This window comes from Acetobacter sp. (genome assembly GCF_022483985.1).
Taxonomy (GTDB): domain Bacteria; phylum Pseudomonadota; class Alphaproteobacteria; order Acetobacterales; family Acetobacteraceae; genus Acetobacter.
In genome coordinates this window covers 242,146-258,137 of the sequence record NZ_JAKVME010000003.1, presented here as the reverse complement: position 1 = coordinate 258,137, position 15,992 = coordinate 242,146, and the positions used below count along the sequence as shown (strand labels likewise).

Annotated in this window: 12 protein-coding genes and 1 tRNA gene; 4 read left to right on the top strand and 9 right to left on the bottom strand. The window is 52.6% G+C overall.

Features of this window, described 5'->3' with window-relative positions; genetic code table 11:
- Positions 1 to 83 precede the first annotated feature (83 nt).
- A complete protein-coding gene (locus LKE90_RS15340; protein WP_291491457.1) occupies positions 84 to 431 on the top strand; it encodes an ArsC family reductase in 348 nt (115 codons plus the stop codon).
- Positions 432 to 864: 433 nt separating this feature from the next.
- Here LKE90_RS15340 and LKE90_RS15335 read toward each other — a convergent pair whose 3' ends face one another.
- From LKE90_RS15335 to ppa, 4 genes are all read right to left on the bottom strand, one after another.
- Positions 865 to 3,300, bottom strand: coding sequence for a membrane-bound PQQ-dependent dehydrogenase, glucose/quinate/shikimate family (locus LKE90_RS15335; RefSeq protein ID WP_291491458.1), 2,436 nt, complete (start codon positions 3,298 to 3,300; stop codon positions 865 to 867).
- A 157-nt stretch (positions 3,301 to 3,457) separates the two neighbouring features.
- Positions 3,458 to 4,423, bottom strand: a complete 966-nt coding sequence (locus tag LKE90_RS15330) for an Lnb N-terminal periplasmic domain-containing protein (RefSeq protein ID WP_291491459.1) — start codon at positions 4,421 to 4,423, stop codon at positions 3,458 to 3,460.
- Positions 4,423 to 6,375 carry an esterase/lipase family protein gene (locus tag LKE90_RS15325; protein WP_407066042.1) on the bottom strand — a complete coding sequence of 651 codons (1,953 nt, stop codon included), beginning with the start codon at positions 6,373 to 6,375 and terminating at the stop codon, positions 4,423 to 4,425. Before LKE90_RS15325 ends, LKE90_RS15330 begins: the two co-directional genes overlap by 1 nt.
- A gap of 217 nt (positions 6,376 to 6,592) precedes the next feature.
- Positions 6,593 to 7,117 (bottom strand): inorganic diphosphatase, encoded by a 525-nt coding sequence (ppa, locus tag LKE90_RS15320; RefSeq protein WP_291491461.1) that lies wholly within the window; start codon positions 7,115 to 7,117, stop codon positions 6,593 to 6,595.
- Positions 7,118 to 7,248: 131 nt separating this feature from the next.
- Between ppa and LKE90_RS15315 the strand changes: the two genes are divergently transcribed.
- The 3 genes from LKE90_RS15315 (at position 7,249) to LKE90_RS15305 (ending at position 9,897) form a co-directional block, all read left to right on the top strand.
- Positions 7,249 to 7,322, top strand: a tRNA-Ile gene (locus LKE90_RS15315).
- Between the two features lie 96 nt (positions 7,323 to 7,418).
- Positions 7,419 to 9,098, top strand: a complete 1,680-nt coding sequence (gene ettA, locus LKE90_RS15310; RefSeq protein ID WP_291491462.1) for an energy-dependent translational throttle protein EttA — start codon at positions 7,419 to 7,421, stop codon at positions 9,096 to 9,098.
- Positions 9,099 to 9,369: 271 nt separating this feature from the next.
- A complete protein-coding gene (locus LKE90_RS15305; protein WP_291491464.1) occupies positions 9,370 to 9,897 on the top strand; it encodes a GNAT family N-acetyltransferase in 528 nt (175 codons plus the stop codon).
- A gap of 154 nt (positions 9,898 to 10,051) precedes the next feature.
- Here the strand turns inward: LKE90_RS15305 and LKE90_RS15300 are convergent, their stop codons facing one another.
- The 5 genes from LKE90_RS15300 to LKE90_RS15280 all read right to left on the bottom strand — a co-directional run bounded on the left by LKE90_RS15300 (position 10,052) and on the right by LKE90_RS15280 (position 15,911).
- Positions 10,052 to 10,612, bottom strand: coding sequence for a 4'-phosphopantetheinyl transferase family protein (locus tag LKE90_RS15300; protein ID WP_408737098.1), 561 nt, complete (start codon positions 10,610 to 10,612; stop codon positions 10,052 to 10,054).
- A gap of 153 nt (positions 10,613 to 10,765) precedes the next feature.
- Positions 10,766 to 11,254: a sterol desaturase family protein gene (locus LKE90_RS15295; protein ID WP_291491466.1), complete on the bottom strand. Its 489-nt coding sequence runs from the start codon at positions 11,252 to 11,254 to the stop codon at positions 10,766 to 10,768.
- A 357-nt stretch (positions 11,255 to 11,611) separates the two neighbouring features.
- Positions 11,612 to 13,204, bottom strand: a complete 1,593-nt coding sequence (locus LKE90_RS15290) for an efflux transporter outer membrane subunit (protein WP_291491467.1) — start codon at positions 13,202 to 13,204, stop codon at positions 11,612 to 11,614.
- Positions 13,201 to 14,781 (bottom strand): DHA2 family efflux MFS transporter permease subunit, encoded by a 1,581-nt coding sequence (locus LKE90_RS15285; protein ID WP_291491468.1) that lies wholly within the window; start codon positions 14,779 to 14,781, stop codon positions 13,201 to 13,203. The genes LKE90_RS15290 and LKE90_RS15285 overlap by 4 nt, the downstream gene beginning before the upstream one ends.
- On the bottom strand, positions 14,778 to 15,911 hold the full coding sequence (locus tag LKE90_RS15280; protein WP_291491469.1) for an HlyD family secretion protein: 1,134 nt from the start codon (positions 15,909 to 15,911) through the stop codon (positions 14,778 to 14,780). The genes LKE90_RS15285 and LKE90_RS15280 overlap by 4 nt, the downstream gene beginning before the upstream one ends.
- Positions 15,912 to 15,992 lie beyond the last annotated feature (81 nt).

Here is a 15,992-nt window from a genome sequence, read left to right as displayed (position 1 = left end):
CAGAACGCCCTTGATTCCGCAGACAATTTACAAATTCTTTTTAGACCTTAAATTTCATATTGAAATTTCAAGGATACAGAACGATGAGCGTTGCGATTTACGGAATCAAATCATGTGACACAATGAAAAAGGCCATGGTCTGGCTCGACGCCCATGGCATTGCCTACATATTTCATGATTACAAGAAGGAAGGCGTGGACCGCGCCCGACTGCTCGGCTGGGTCAGGGAAGTGGGTTGGGCCGAACTGATCAACCGCTCCGGCACGACATTCCGGAAGCTCCCCGAGGCGGACAAGACTGATCTGACCGAGGAAAAAGCGATCCAGCTCATGACAGACAATCCCTCCATGATCCGCCGTCCTGTTCTGGAGGCAGCGACGCTGCTCATCGGTTTCAAGCCTGAAAGATATGCAGAATTTTTCAAAGGCTGATTGTTCTTATGCCGTTTCAGACAATCCTGCACAGATGTCAGGGACGGAAATCCCGTCATCATGGCGGACACAAGACTGTCAGCAATATGAGCTGGAAGCGGGATTTAAGGAGAGGGGATTACGTCTGCTTTCCCCGGTATGACGTGGTAGCGCTTCACTCGCCATAACCACCTCAACCGAAAGAGTCCCTGAAGAAAGTGTGGCGGAAATCGATTTCGCAACCACTCTTCCGAGCGATCCAGTTCCGGCTTTCGGGAAGGCGGGGTCGGGATGTCGATATGGACTTGCGTGCGTATCGTCGCGACGCAGGCGATTAAGTCCGGAACCTCTCGACCGGACACTATACAGGCCTCTTGAGAGCACATCGCCATTCTTCAAAAAGGCGATGTGTTCGCAAGATTTCCGGGAAACTCTTCCCGGAAACCCTGACCTGTCAGTGAGCCGCCACCTCATCCGGCAGCGTGTAGGCGATGATCTCATCGCTGACGTCAGGTGAGTGACTCATCCCACCTGCGGAAATCACGACATATTCCTTGCCGGTTTTCGGAGAACGAAACACCAGCGGAGCCGCTGGAGCGCCCGCAGGCAGACGGGCCTTCCACACTTCCTCACCCGTCAGCGAGTTCAGGGCTCGCAGGTAGTAATCCTGTGTGCCAGCAAAGAACACGAGACCAGATGCCGTCGAAGTCGGACCGCCAAGCGTCGGCAGACCCAGCGGCACGTCCATATGCGTCTTCAGCCCCATCGGGCCGGTGTCCTTCACCGTGCCAAGCGGCACCTGCCACAGCAGTTTCCTACTACGCAGATCAATGGCGTTCATCGTGCCGAAAGGGGGTGTGTTGCAGGGGACAGCCAGTGGTGATTGCAGGATGTCGATACGGACACCCTGATAGGGGCCCGCCACCTGCGGACGCAGCGTGCCCATGAAGCCCGGAACCTCGTCCATCGAAATCCTGTAGTGCGAGGCGTTCTTTTTGTTCACCAGCATCATGCGCAACGGCATACGCATGTCATTGACGAACATCAGACCACGGGCTTCGTCGATGGAAATGCCGCCCCAGTTCATGCCGCCAAGCAGGCTCGGATATTCAATGTAGGGTTTCTCGCCGGGAGGCGTGAAAGCGCCTTCATAGATCGAATTGCGGAACATGATGCGACAGTAAAGCTGGTCGAACGTGCTGACGCCCCACATGGAGCGTTCCGTCAGCGGCTTTGCGCCGATGTCAGGCATCCCCACGGAGAAAGGCTGCGTCGGTGAGAGATGCTCGCTTTCCGCCGCCGGTTGCGTGGCCACCTGCTTTTCGATCACCTCCGTCACCGGCTGGCCCGTACGACGGTCCACGACAAAGATGTTGCCCGTCTTGGTCGTCTGGATCAGGGCCGGAACACTCTCGCCCTGCTTGTTCGTCATATCGAACAGAACCGGCTGCGAAGGAAGGTCATAGTCCCAGACATCGTGATGCACGGTCTGGAAAACCCATTTCGTCTGACCTGTCGAGGCGTCGACGGCGACGATGGCTGCGCCGAACTTCTCTTTCACCGCGTCACGGTCGCCACCCCAGTAGTCCGGCGGACCGTTACCAGTCGGCAGATAGACCAGATTCAGCGCGTGGTCGTAGGTCGGAATGGTCCACACGTTGGGTGTTTCCAGCGTGTAGGTCTTGCCCTGATCCGCTGCGTTGGCGTTGTCCGGATCACCGACATCCCAGGCCCATGCGAGCGCGCCGGTGCGGACATCATAAGCACGGACCACGCCGGAAGGTTCGCCGTGCACGATGTCACGCACCCAGCCGCCGATGACCGCCGTATGCCCCATCATCACGGGGATACCCGTGGGATGGTAGCGCTTGCCGTTTTCCACCGGCCCCATGCGCGGCTTCAGATCGACAATGCCGTTTTCACCAAACTTAGGGCACAGCGCGCCGGTGTGAGCATCCAGTCCGATCAGACGGGCGTCGATTGTGTTGACGATGATGGTCTGGCGGCAGGGTGCATCCGGATCAGCAGCCCTGTCCTCGACGGACAATGTCTGGTCCTTGTCGATGTCATAGTACCCAACGCCACGGCAGGAAACATGCTCGGCCGAATGCGCCTGCGGATCGAACTTCCAGAGCGCCTTGCCGGTATCGCCATCAATGGCGGTGACCAGATCTTCCGGCGTGCAGGAATAGAGCACATTGCCGATCTGCTGCGGCGTATTTTCATCGACGCCGGCACCAGCGCCAGCCATGCGGCGGCCCGTGTGATAGACCCACGCGACCTGAAGACGACCGACATTCTCCGGTGTGATCTGGCTGTAGGGCACATACCGTGTGCCATGCTCGTTGCGGGCGAAATACTGCCAGTCCTCTGGCACATCCTCTTTCGCGACGGCGAGAGGCGGCTGTTTGCTGAAGCCCGTATCGTTGTGGATCGCGCCGTGAGGCGTGAAGGCCTCCAGCAGAGTGATCAGCAGGCAGCATGTGAGCGCCAGTCCGCCCAGCACGCTCCACCTGCGGGTCTTCGGTGCGACAGACTGAAGCGTGGCGGCAGCCCAGAGACTGAGGACGAACAGAACAGCCGGAACGACAAGGCGCGGCAGGAGCGCCCAGTATCCGAATTCCGGTGTATCGAACAGCGCCCAGAGGATGGTCGCGGCAAACACGCCAACCGAAAAAGGCAGGGCAACCCTCTGTTTCAGGACCAGCAGAATGGCGAGAACGATATAACCGAGACCCGCGAACAGATAGTACAGCGAGCCGCCCAGCATGACGAGGTTGAATCCTCCTGCGGCAAGACCGGCTCCAATGAGCAGACAGAGCAATGCGACCAGAACGCGCCAGCCGCTGAGCAGGCCGGATTTTCGGTAAGTGGGCTGAAGATCACCCATAAGACACTCCAGAGCGTATCCCGGCATCCGCCGGAAAATTTTGTAAATTTGCTCACTGTCTCTGACTGAAAAAACAGAGGGCGCATAGTAAAAAACTCCGCGCGACCAACCTTGCAGCAACCGGAAGCTGCTTTCACCGAAGACGCCGGCCCAGGCTCTACGGCCTGTTCTCCCAGATTTCACGAGAGTAATCCGCATCCGGACGGGAGCCTTCCGGTCTGCGGATAAGGCTCATATTTTGAAGGGTTGCGAAATTGTCCCTGTGATCCAGAAAGCCGAGATCATAGGCCAGAGAAGCAGTATAGCCGCTGAGCAGCACCCGCCAGTCCAGACGATAGCGCCAGCGTGCGTCGGCGCGTTGCAGGATGCCGGTCGTGCAGTTGTCTGTCAGCGTATTGTACCATCGGGGCTGCGTGTTCAGAGCGTGAATCTCGGCGAGATAACTGAGAAACAGCCTCCGTTCCGTCGCCGGGGCCAATTGCAGATGATAGAGATAGACACGCTCTTTACGGATATCGGTCCTGACGCCGATCAGGTCACGCTCATCGGCCGTCACATAGAACAGTTCGTAATGATGAAAGAATCCGGCAATCGTGGAATAGGAAAAGCGCTTCTGCCGTCTGGTCTCGATCGAAATGGCGAGATGCCGTCCGTCACTGAAGGAAAATGACAGGAAAACATGGGCAATGGCGTCGCCCGCCCAGTAGGAGGTGACCAGATCCATCCCCGACAGTCTATCGAGATCATAGTCAGCGTCATAATAGGCCGACTTGTAATCGGTCTCGGTTTTATAGGTAAAGTTCCGGATATGACTGACATGCGCGATGGTCCCGTCAACCCGCGCATCTGCCGGAACAGCATATTCCCCCGCCCAGATCCGATCATTACGGGGCGGGTCGGTCAGATACCATCCCCAGAAACCGGCCATGAGAATGGCGCAGCCAGTCAGACGGATTTTTCCACCCCATAGCAGACACACCAAAAAAAATGCTGGAAACAGAAGGGCGAGACCGATCCGCAGCCAGTCAGGCAGAATGGTCGAATACCAGAACGCCGCCGCTGTGAACGGCAGCATCACGCCGCAGGCCAGAGAACAGAACCATCGTCCGGCTTTCCCCCGCATTATTTCCAGCTTCTTTCAGTCGGCACATACTCGCCTCCGATCCGCACGATGTTCCTTTTCGCCATATCGCCCGCAGGCGGCCTGTCGCTGGATGTTTCCACAATCTGCTGGAACAGAATGCGGCGGACCTCCGCAATCGTCACCGGGTTGGACTGTGTGGAATGCTCGGAATGTTTCACAACCAGTTCGGAATTGACGTAGGGGACGTGAGCGCTTTCATAATCCACGACACCGTCGCTGGCGGTCGGTGACGGAGCGTCTCCTGTCACAGGGATGATGGAATGCGCCTCGACATCCGGCGACACCTCAATGGCCGATATTGACCTGATGAAACGACTCTGCGGAGACATGCCATACACACTGGCCACTCTCCAAGGGCTCATATCCAGACGCAGCGCTCCATCGGCCTGAACAAGCTGATTCAGAATATGTGTGACAGTGAAAGGGAGTGTTATCATTCTTCCCAGAAACCGTGACAGGGAGAGCGTGGCCAGATAGCTGCCGTGCTGCGGGGTCGATATGAAAACGACATTCTTCACCTCCGGCATGGCGGATGGAAAAAGCGCTTCCTGCAACAGGTCTCTTGTCTTCGGCGTCAGATCCAGACTGTCGAGCGGCACGGAAACCATCCCGTCCCAGAGCCGGTTTCCGGTATTGATCACCAGCATCTTGGAGAGAAGGCCACCCTGACTGTGGCCAATCAGCGTGACGTGCCCCAGCGCCGGGTCCGCCTCCACGCCGCCAAGGTTATGGATGGCTTCCTGCAACGACTCCCTGAGCTGCATGGCCGAATACGGGATGGGATTGCCTGTGCTGTAGGAGAAAAGCCAGAATTCAAAATGTTTGCGGATATCCCGGTCCGCCAGCAGATCATTGATCATGTCGGCCCAGCGCCCGGCGCTGGACGCTGTGCCATGAACCAGCACAACCGGCATGCGGCCCTTTCTATGCGGTTCGATCGCGGCAAGCTGAAGCCGTTTATGGTCGTCGAAATAACGACCATTCAGAAAACCGGTATATTCGGCAGACCAGTCGACGGATTCACTCAGGCTGATGGCGCGGGCGGTGCTGGGGTCATACTGCAACGGAACCTGATGTCTGTCCTCCTGATGCTCCATGGCGTTGTCACTGGCCGTCAGAACCAGCCGGCCGGACATATGATCCGACAGAACCTGTTCCCTTGAATGATCGATCTCCATGAAAAGACTGACCGGAACACGCATTTTATCCGAAATCTGGAAGGAACTCGTCTCCCCCGCGTTCATCTGCGGGATCGCGGCGAGCGGCTCTCCCAGCCCGGGTTCGGAATAGATGTTGTTCAGTCCACTGACGGCAAAACGGGCTGTCGGGCGGAAATCCGTCAGGGTATGGCCATGCCAGTTCAGATCATCCGGGTTGGCCTGCAATTCCAGCCGCCCGACAGGCAGCGTCCAGACCTGCGCTCCCACTCTGGCCGGAGAGCCGAACGCCTCTGTCAGGGCCAGCATGTAGAGATCGCACGCCTGGCGGAAATGCCCGTCATACGGGCTGGGGCGCTCCGCCTCCGGTGCGTCGGGCGACAGATAGGCATAGGCATAGAGAGCCGCCATCATGAACAGGGCCGGGTCATGATGGCGACGCGCCAGCAGGTAGTTCAGCTCCGCCAGAGCAAACATCTGGGCCGAAATATTTTCCGAATAGAAGCCCGCCTGTGTGGCTTTCCGCAGGGAGGCGAGTGCTTTTTCAGGCTGGGTTTTCCAGACCGAAAGCAGGTTCTGTCGTTGCAGGACCGTGTAGGTCGAGTTGCTGAACCGGTCTGTCTCCAGCGCGCTCCGGGTGCGTTCCCTGTAAGCATCGACCAGACTGAGATGGTGGACGGAAACAGGCGAACAGGCTGAAAGCAGCAACAGAACCGACAGTCCCACGACCGTCCCCCACACAGTGTTCCGCCTCGTCCTTCCCGCCTCCGGCATCCGTCCGCCCCGTCCCATACTCAGTCCGCCCCTTCACCCTCATCAGACGCGTCACGACCAGACCTGCCCCTGTGGCAGCCGGCAATCAAAAAAACACCCTGCATCCAGACCGGAAGCAGGGTGTTTCTACTGGTTCCAGAGCAACATCCGATCAGACGGAATCGTCTGGTCGGATAAAGCGGCTCGATAAACAGTGTGTTAGAGCGAACAAAGACACTTACTTCTTTGCAGCCTCAAGAGACGCCTTGATGATCTCACCGGCGCGGGCCTTGTCGCCCCAACCCGTGACCTTCACCCACTTGCCCTTCTCCAGATCTTTGTAGCGCGTGAAGAAGTGCTCGATTTCCTGAATCAGTATCTCGGGCAGGTCTTCGATCTTCTCGACCTTGGAGAACTGCGGGTGGATCTTGTCGTGCGGCACGCACAGGATCTTCTCGTCCTGACCGGCCTCGTCCTCCATCAGCAGCACACCGATCGGACGGGCACGGATCACGCTGCCCGGAACCACAGCGCGCGGCGTGAGAACCATGGCGTCGGCCGGATCACCGTCAGCGGCCAGCGTGTTGGGAATGAAGCCATAGGCTGCCGGGTAGGCCATCGGCGTAAACAGGAAACGGTCCACGAACAACGCGCCGCTTTCCTTGTCGATCTCATATTTGACCGAAGACCCCTGCGGAATCTCGATCACGACATTGATGTCGTTCGGCACGTCCTTGCCGGGAGAAAGTTTTGAGACGTCCATCGTCCTGCTCCATATGGATAAATTGCGGGCGGAGCGTAGCCCTGCGCCGCTTTCTTGCCAAGACGGGCATATTTCCTTGCACTGGACGCTTGCAAAATGGGTTGGGTTGCGCGAATTGATGACCCGCCTGCGCGCCCGTAGCTCAATTGGTTAGAGCGGGCCGCTCATAACGGCTTGGTTGCGGGTTCAAGTCCTGCCGGGCGCAGGCGTCTCCATCGACGGGGTCATTACCCTGTCGGATGTTCGCCGCTTCTGGCCCTCTCGGTCCGGTCCTTCCATTACTGTCACGGAGTTTCGTCTCATGGCGCCATATCAATATGTCTATGTGATGAAGGATCTGACCAAGTCCTATCCGGGCGGTCGCGAAGTCTTCAAGGGCATCACGCTCTCTTTCATGCCGGGCGCCAAGATCGGTGTCCTCGGTGTCAACGGCGCCGGTAAATCGACCCTGCTCAAGATCATGGCCGGGATCGACAAGGAATATGGCGGCGAGGCGTGGGCCGCTGAGGGCGTGCGGGTTGGCTACCTTGAGCAGGAGCCGAAGCTCGATCCGAACCTGACGGTTGGCGAGAACGCGGCGCAGGGTTTTGGCGACCTGAAGAAGGCGGTGGACCGTTTCAATGAAATTTCCGCCCGGTTCGCCGAACCGATGGACGAGGACGAAATGACCGCGCTCCTCGCCGAGCAGGCCGATCTTCAGGAGAAGATCGACGCGGGCGATGGCTGGGAACTCGATCGCAAGCTGGAAATCGCCCTCGACGCGCTGCGCTGCCCGCCCGCCGACAGCCCGGTCGAAAAACTCTCCGGCGGTGAGCGCCGTCGCGTCGCGCTGTGCCGTCTGCTGCTGGAAAAGCCGGACCTGCTGCTGCTTGACGAACCAACCAACCATCTCGACGCCGAGAGCGTGGCCTGGCTCGAAAAGACCCTGCGTGATTACGAGGGCACCGTCATGGTCATCACCCATGACCGTTACTTCCTCGACAACGTGACCAACTGGATTCTTGAGGTCGAGCGTGGTCGTGGCTATCCGTTCGAAGGCAACTATTCTTCCTGGCTGGAGCAGAAGCGCAAGCGTCTGGCGCAGGAAGAGAAGGAGGAGAGCGGCCGTCAGCGCGCTCTTGCCGCAGAGCAGGAGTGGATCAGTTCCAGCCCGAAGGCGCGTCAGGCGAAGAGCAAGGCCCGTATCACCAAATACGAAGAACTGCTGGCCAAGAGCAATGAAAAGGCCACAGGCACGGCGGACATCGTCATCACACCGGGTCCCCGTCTGGGCAATGTCGTGATCGAGGCCGAAGACCTGTGCAAAGGCTTCGGTGACCATCTGCTGATCGACAAGCTGAACTTCAAGCTGCCGCCGGGCGGTATCGTCGGCGTGATCGGACCGAACGGCGCGGGTAAGTCCACGTTGTTCAAGATGATCACCGGACAGGAGCAGCCGGACAGCGGCAAGCTGACCGTTGGTGAGACCGTCGAACTCGGTTATGTTGATCAGTCCCGCGACAGTCTCGACGACAACAAGACCGTCTGGGAAGAGATTTCAGGCGGCACGGACGTCATTTATCTCGGCAAGCGTGCGGTTGCATCCCGTGCCTATGTCGGCGCTTTCAACTTCAAGGGTGCGGACCAGCAGAAGAAAGTCGGCATCCTGTCCGGTGGTGAGCGCAACCGCGTCCACCTTGCGAAGATGCTTCGCAAGGAAAGCAACGTCATCCTGCTTGACGAACCAACCAATGATCTTGACGTCGATACGCTGCGCGCGTTGGAAGACGCGCTGGCCGAGTATCCGGGCTGCGCCGTGATCATCTCCCATGATCGCTGGTTCCTTGACCGTCTCGCCACGCATATCCTCGCCTTTGAGGGCGACAGCCATGTCGAATGGTTCGAGGGCAACTTCCAGGCTTACGAGGAAGACAAGAAGCGTCGTCTGGGTGACGCCTCGGTTGAGCCGAGCCGCATCAAGTATCGTCCTCTGGCGCGATAAACCCGAGTCCGGAAGAGGAGTTGCGGGGCGTGGCCCCGTGCTCCACAAAGGAACAGAGTTCTTTTCTTTCGATCTTCTTGTCCTGCCTATAAAAGCAGAACCTTCTACCGAGGTTCGGTGTAACCGGGAAAGGCTTCCCTCCAAGGCCAGCTTTCAAACACCAGAAAGTTTTGGCTGAGCTTTTTCTAAAAGCTTCCGAGAGCCTGTTTTCAGAGACTGTGTTGGTTTCCGTTTTACAAACTCACATCAGGGTGTTTCTGATAGATCATCCATGAGCCTCCATATCCTCCGCACAGCCCGCCTCACACTGACGCCAGTATCCTGGCGGGACATGGAGGACATTGCACGTCTCAAGGCGGATGGCGGCGCATTCGCCATGATGCTTGGCGGCGTTCGGAACCGCCAGCAGGCTGAAGCGGAGATGGTGTCCGACATCACCTTCTGGGCAAAACACGGTACGGGCATGTTTGCCATTCGCGAGAATGACAAACTGATCGGCATTACCGGCGTGCATGAACGGCCTGACAAACGTGGCGTCGCCCTCAGGTTCGCCATCTATCCGTGGGCCGCGGGAAGAGGTCTTGCCCGGGAAGCGGCGGCGGCGGCGCTCCGCCATGCCCACGCAGCAGGGTTTCCCCGTGTGGTGGCTGTCGCCCGAGACAGTAATATTGCCTCCCGCAAGGTGCTCGGAGGCATTGGCATGCGGGTGTGTGAGAATTTCATGCGTGGTGGACACGACATGCTGGTGTTCGAAAGTGTGGTAGGTAAAGCGGGTCTTGCGTCACCGCACGAACTGTAAACGCATTTTTCAAAATTTTTTGACCGATCAGGAAAAAACAAACTTATGCATGAAGGACTTTGTTCCATCATCCATGAGAAGAGATTTCCATCTCGGCACCATTTTTTGTGTTTCAAGGAAAAAAAAGTATCGCGTCGGGTCAAATTTGCTTTTGTTACACGGGTCTGGCAGCGACGCATAAACAATGGTTTTTCACTTCATCTGTCCAGAACAACTGAATTTCCGAGAGACCATCTCTTGTTGTCATTGAACTTTGATTAGGGACAATCTCGAAATTTCTAAAATTTTCTGTAATTCCGTATCCCAGAAGCTTGCAGTAAGCCTCTTTTGCTGTCCAGCACTTCAGGAAAAATTTTTCTCTTTCTTCCGGCAACAGAGACAAGGCAAACTCATATTCTTTTTTATTGAAAACAAAATCAGATAACTCTGAACAAAAAACACCTGAGGAATGAGGCTCCAGATCTATGCCAACATTATATTTTCTGGATATACAAATAACACCATCGCTACCAGAATGACTGACATTGAAATATATTTCGCAATCCCGATCAATAACGGGCTTATTTCCATTTTCCGAAATAATACTAAAACAACCAAAATCAATACCAATCTTTTCTGATAGTATATTTTTTAAAGCGTATCTCGTCATCACAAACGATCGTTTGTCCTTATAATGAATTAGAGATTTTATCCTACGAGTTTCGTGGCCATCCATGAAATCGAGTAATTCAGGAAAGAAACCATCATTTTCGTGATGGTTTACATGAAATATTTCAATTTCACATGACGGAGATAGATATATTTTGTGTATTTTTATACTCATGACACCAGAAAGCAGTGCCCGATAAAAGGCACTGACAAAAAATTTCTATTTTTCTACGATGGTTTTCAAAATCTTATCCATCATTGGAAAAAGAATATTAAAATTCCGATCCGCCATAAGATGACGTCTATGATGAATGGTATGAAGGCGACGGACCATTCTGATCCAGGGAAGTTCTGTAAACCAGTATCCAGACGGCACATGAGCGCAGACATGGAAAATTTCATAACATAAAAAGCTGCCCATCACCGCAATGGAAAATAAAGACGCCATATTTTGATTTAGGATAGAAGCAGCAGACCATATCCCTAAAAGTAAGACAGATATAACAACAACAAGCCATGGCGGAAATAGGATAACCCGCCAGTCCTGAGCCTGATCAAAGTACATTTCATCATCAGAGAAAAAACTGTGATGGTCACCTGTATGTCTTTTATAGAAAAGAAGAGCGACAGGATTTTTTCTATGACCAAAACTTTTATGAATGTAATATTCACAGACATTAAAAAACAGCACGCCGACGACAAACGCCACGCCTTCGATCCATTGAACATTATGCAATTTTGAGCCAAAAAAAATTATAACAAAAACACCCACTAAAATTACGAAAGTGCTATGAAGATATACGTTATAATATTTTGATATTTTACTTCGATATGACAATCTGAAATTCTGTACACTGTGTGCCATTTTGTCCCTCATATTCAGCCAACAGAAAATTGCTCGGGTGAGAAAAGATACCCTTTCAACGGCTTCTCACTCCTCCACCTCAAGCAAAAACAATGCGCAGACAGACATTTTTATCAGAACTCACTCAATTCCACGCATATATTATTTAAAATAACACAATACATTTATACAATTATTATGTAAATATAGATAATTAATACATTATTCTACATCTTCCCAACCACCACCAAGAGCATTGTAAAGTCGGGCAAGATTTGTTGCGACTGCCTCATCGCTCTCCGCCAGAGTCAGTTCTGCCGTCAAAAGCTGATCTTGTGTGCTCAGTACATTGAGATAATTCGTCAAACCGCTCCCATACTGACTTTCAGCCAACATCAGAATGTGACGATCATTGGTAATCTCGTCATGCAGTCTTTGCCGACGTGTCTGCTCATCGTGATACGCAACCAAGGCATTATCAACATCATGCCAAGCCTGCAAAACAATCGCCTGATATGAAATAGCCGCAGCTTTCTGTGCGCTTTTCTTCAACTCAAGCTGACCACTTAATCGTCCTCCCTGAAAAACGGGAAGGGAAATTGATGGTCCTACATTCCACGCTTTGGCATTCCAGAAACCCAGATCACGAAAGGAAAGTGTCTGGAATCCAAAATCGGCATTAATTGTCACTTTTGGATAAAAATCCGCTACAGCTTCACCCGTTTCCTCAACAGCAAAGCGAAGTTTCGCTTCAGCCTCCCTGATATCTGGACGCCTGTGGGCAAGTTCTGACGGTAGACCAACAGGCACAATGGGAGGAACAACTGGAATAGTCGAACTCTTCTCCAACTCTGCGTTCAGACTCCCCGGCATCGCGCCAAGCAGAAGAGCCAGAGCATTTTCTTCCTGAGCTATCTTTATACGCATTTCAGCAATCTGGGCTTGCATATCGTTCAAGCGCGCCTGTGCCGACTCATAATCCGTCTCGGAAACAAGCCCTCCCTCATACCGCCCTCTGGCAATATCGGAGATTTTCTGAATGACCTTCAAACCTTCCTGCATGACGAGCAACCGGTGCTGATCGCCACGCAGCATCAGGTAACCACGCACCATATCAGCCTGCTGGGCAATCAGAACAGCATGCCGCTCCTCCTCCGTCGCCTGTAACGCCGCCTTTGCTGCCTGATATTGATGAGCAACACGGCCCCAGAGATCAATTTCATAAGTAGCGTCTACACTTGAACTCCATTGATTGAGCAGGGGGACCGTAGCAGTATTCCCTGCCTCCTCAATAAATCCACTAGCCAGTTCACCCATCTGCCCGCTCGTGCCACGAACGATACCACCACCAATACGGTGCAATGTTTCCTGCATCAGTTTTGTACTACGTTGAGCCCGACGATAAGAACCAGTAGCGCTCAAGGCAGGAAAACGTTCTGCCCCAGCAAGCATAAGTTGCGCACGACTTTCAGACAAATTGGCAAGCGCCAGACGAAGCAATAGATTTCTGGTGACCAGACGTTCTTCCAGTGACGTCAGTTCAGGATCATTAAAAGTCTTCCACCATTGTATATAAATCTCGCTTTCTTTTGTTATGCTTCCAGAGTTTTTAGAGTTCAGATGATCAAAATGCTCAGGAGCACTCACTTTTGGTGCCTGGTATTTCGGACCAACATGCAAACAGCCCGTTAATGTCAGGACAAGACAAGAAGAAAACACTATCCCGATTCGCGAGGTTATCCGCATTTTGAATCTCCGATGCCAAAATTTTTGTTCAGCTATCAGTATTGATAATAAAAAATTCCAGAAAATCATTTTGATCGTACGCCTATCGGCGTATCTGCCCTCTTAGCAGGCAAAAAGAAACAAAGTGGAATAGTTGCAAGCGATAGAAGACCAATTAGAAAAAAAACATCGTTATAGGCCAGCAATGCCACTTGTCTTGTAAACTCACTAAACAGACGATGTCGCCCGTAGGTCTCAGCCATATCACTGGAATATCCATAATTTTCTGCGATATCCTTTACCCGATCAAGATAGGCTGAATATTCGCTCCGCCCGATAGTCATATTATCTGCAACATAGACCTGATGCCTCTGTCGTATTTCAATAATAGTTGCCGTTCCTATAGAGATTGCCAGAGAACCAATATAATTTCGGGTCATACTGAATAGCGCAGAAGCGTCAGCATTAAGTTCACGCGGCAATGTGGAATAGGCAACTGTGGTAATCGGCACAAACAGAAAAGCCATTGTTGCTGTCTGACAGACCCGGTAGAATATGAGATGCTCCAGATCAATCTCTGCATAGAGTGACGTTGCCTGAAACATCGCCATTGCCAGAAGAAAAAATCCACATGCAATTATAAAGCGTACGTGAACTTTCTTCATAAGCCAGTTTACGAAAGGAATCAGGCAGACTACGGCTACACCACCCGGCGCCAGCACAAATCCGGAAATCGTAGCTGTATACCCGAGCATCTGTTGTGAAAATTGTGGAATAATGACCGCCGACGCATAGAGTATACCTCCCATGACAGAAATCAGAATTGTTCCAACCGCAAAATTGCGATCTTTTAAAACAGAAAGCTTGACGAGAGGATTTTTTATACGGCAAAGCCATATAATTGCACCAAAAATACAGAATCCACCAACAAGAGACATTGTTACGATAAATGATGAACTGAACCAGTCTTCATCTTCACCACGATCAGCCATTATTTCAAGGCAACCAAGACCTAGTGAAATCAGTCCGATGCCAACAACATCAACCTTTTCCCTTCTGGCTTTCTCCCACGCCGGATCCTCAACCAGCATCATGACCGCAAGAATGGTCAGAATACCAAATGGTACATTGACAAAAAAAATCCAGCGCCATGACAACTCATCAGTAAGATACCCTCCAATCAGCGGTCCGGTTACAGGCGCCACTACTGTCGCCACAGCCGTCAGACTGAAAGCTGCTCCACGCTTTTCCGGCGGAAACGTATCAAGGATAATCGATTGCTGGCAGGGCTGGAGCCCTCCACCGAAAAATCCCTGAAGAATACGAAATATAACAAGAGCATATAGAGAATTCGCGAGACCACACAGAAGAGACGCAACGGTGAACATGACAATGCAGATCAAAAAATAGCGTTTTCGTCCAAAAACACGTGAAAGCCAACCAGAAATCGTTAGAACAATACCATTTGCAACCAGATATGACGTCAGCGCCCACGTCGCATCGTCATAGGAACTACCAAGAGTTCCCGCGATATGAGGCATCGCCACATTGACGACCGTTGTATCAAGAATTTCCATAAATGCTGCGAGTGTCACAACGACAGCAATCAGCCAGGGATTATGCTTTGGTTTCCAACCTCTTTGTGGAAGAATTTCATTCCTGCTCATTCTATATGAACCACCGGTTCAACGGACAGGCCCAACGGCAAAGGACGACTATTCAGAGGAAGACCGGTATCAATACGAATTTTTACAGGAATTCTCTGAACAATTTTCACAAAATTTCCAGTAGCATTCTCAGGAGGAAAAGTGCTGAAAGACTCACCTGACCCCAACTGAATGGAATCCACGTGCCCCTGAAGACGAAGTTCTGGGAAAGCATTGATAGAAATATCCACTTTCTGCCCGGGCTTCATGCCTTGGATCTGCGTTTCCTTGTAATTCGCTACGATCCAGACCTCGGATGGAACAATAGACATCATCTGCTGGCCGGGCTTCACAAAATTTCCGACTTCCACATTGCGCTGGGACACCCACCCATCACAGGGCGCACGAATATGAGTACGGGCAAGATTGATTTCGGCCTGTTCAAGATCAGCCTTTGCCTCAACCAATGCCGCTTCTTCCTGGGAAACATGAGCAGCAGCATTCTCAAGATTTGATTCGACCGGCTCAGCCTGCGTGACATCTCCCTGTGCAGAGGCAACTCGCGCCTGAGCTTCTTCAAGAGCTGTACGGGCATGATCGATATCCTGCTGGGACGTTCCCTCCCGCATGACTGTGAGTTGTCGACGATAGTCAGCCTTCGCTCGCATAAGCTGAGCTTCTGCAATTTGTAGGCTTCCTTCCGCTACACGAAGTCTTCCGGGAAAAGTTTTGTGTGAAATCTCCGCAATCATACGAAATGCCTTGATATTGGCCTCTGCCTTGAGAACGGATGCTCGCGCTTTGTTAAAGGCAACTACGTAATCGCTGTGATCAACTGACAACAGAAGATCCCCGCGATAGACAAACTGATTGTCGTCAACGAGTAGTTGCGTCACATATCCGCTGACTTGTGATGAGATCGCATGCTTCCGACCAGCCGTATAGGCATCCTCTGTCGTTACATCATTACGGCTTTTATAAAAATAATGATATAAGAGAAACACGGTTAGAATAACGAGAAAAACTATCAGGACAGCATTCAGTCTCCAGTTTTTCTTCTGCAGTTTCTTATCCGCATCGCCTTCAGTAGCAAGAGCATCCATACTGTATAAAGCTCCTCCTTCCTCCTGTATTTTATCAGCTTGCGTCATGTCCTCTCTTTCACACCATTCCAAATCTGCCTGAGCTCATCGCAAGAAAAGAAAGCCGATGGTATCAGGGCACGATAAAAA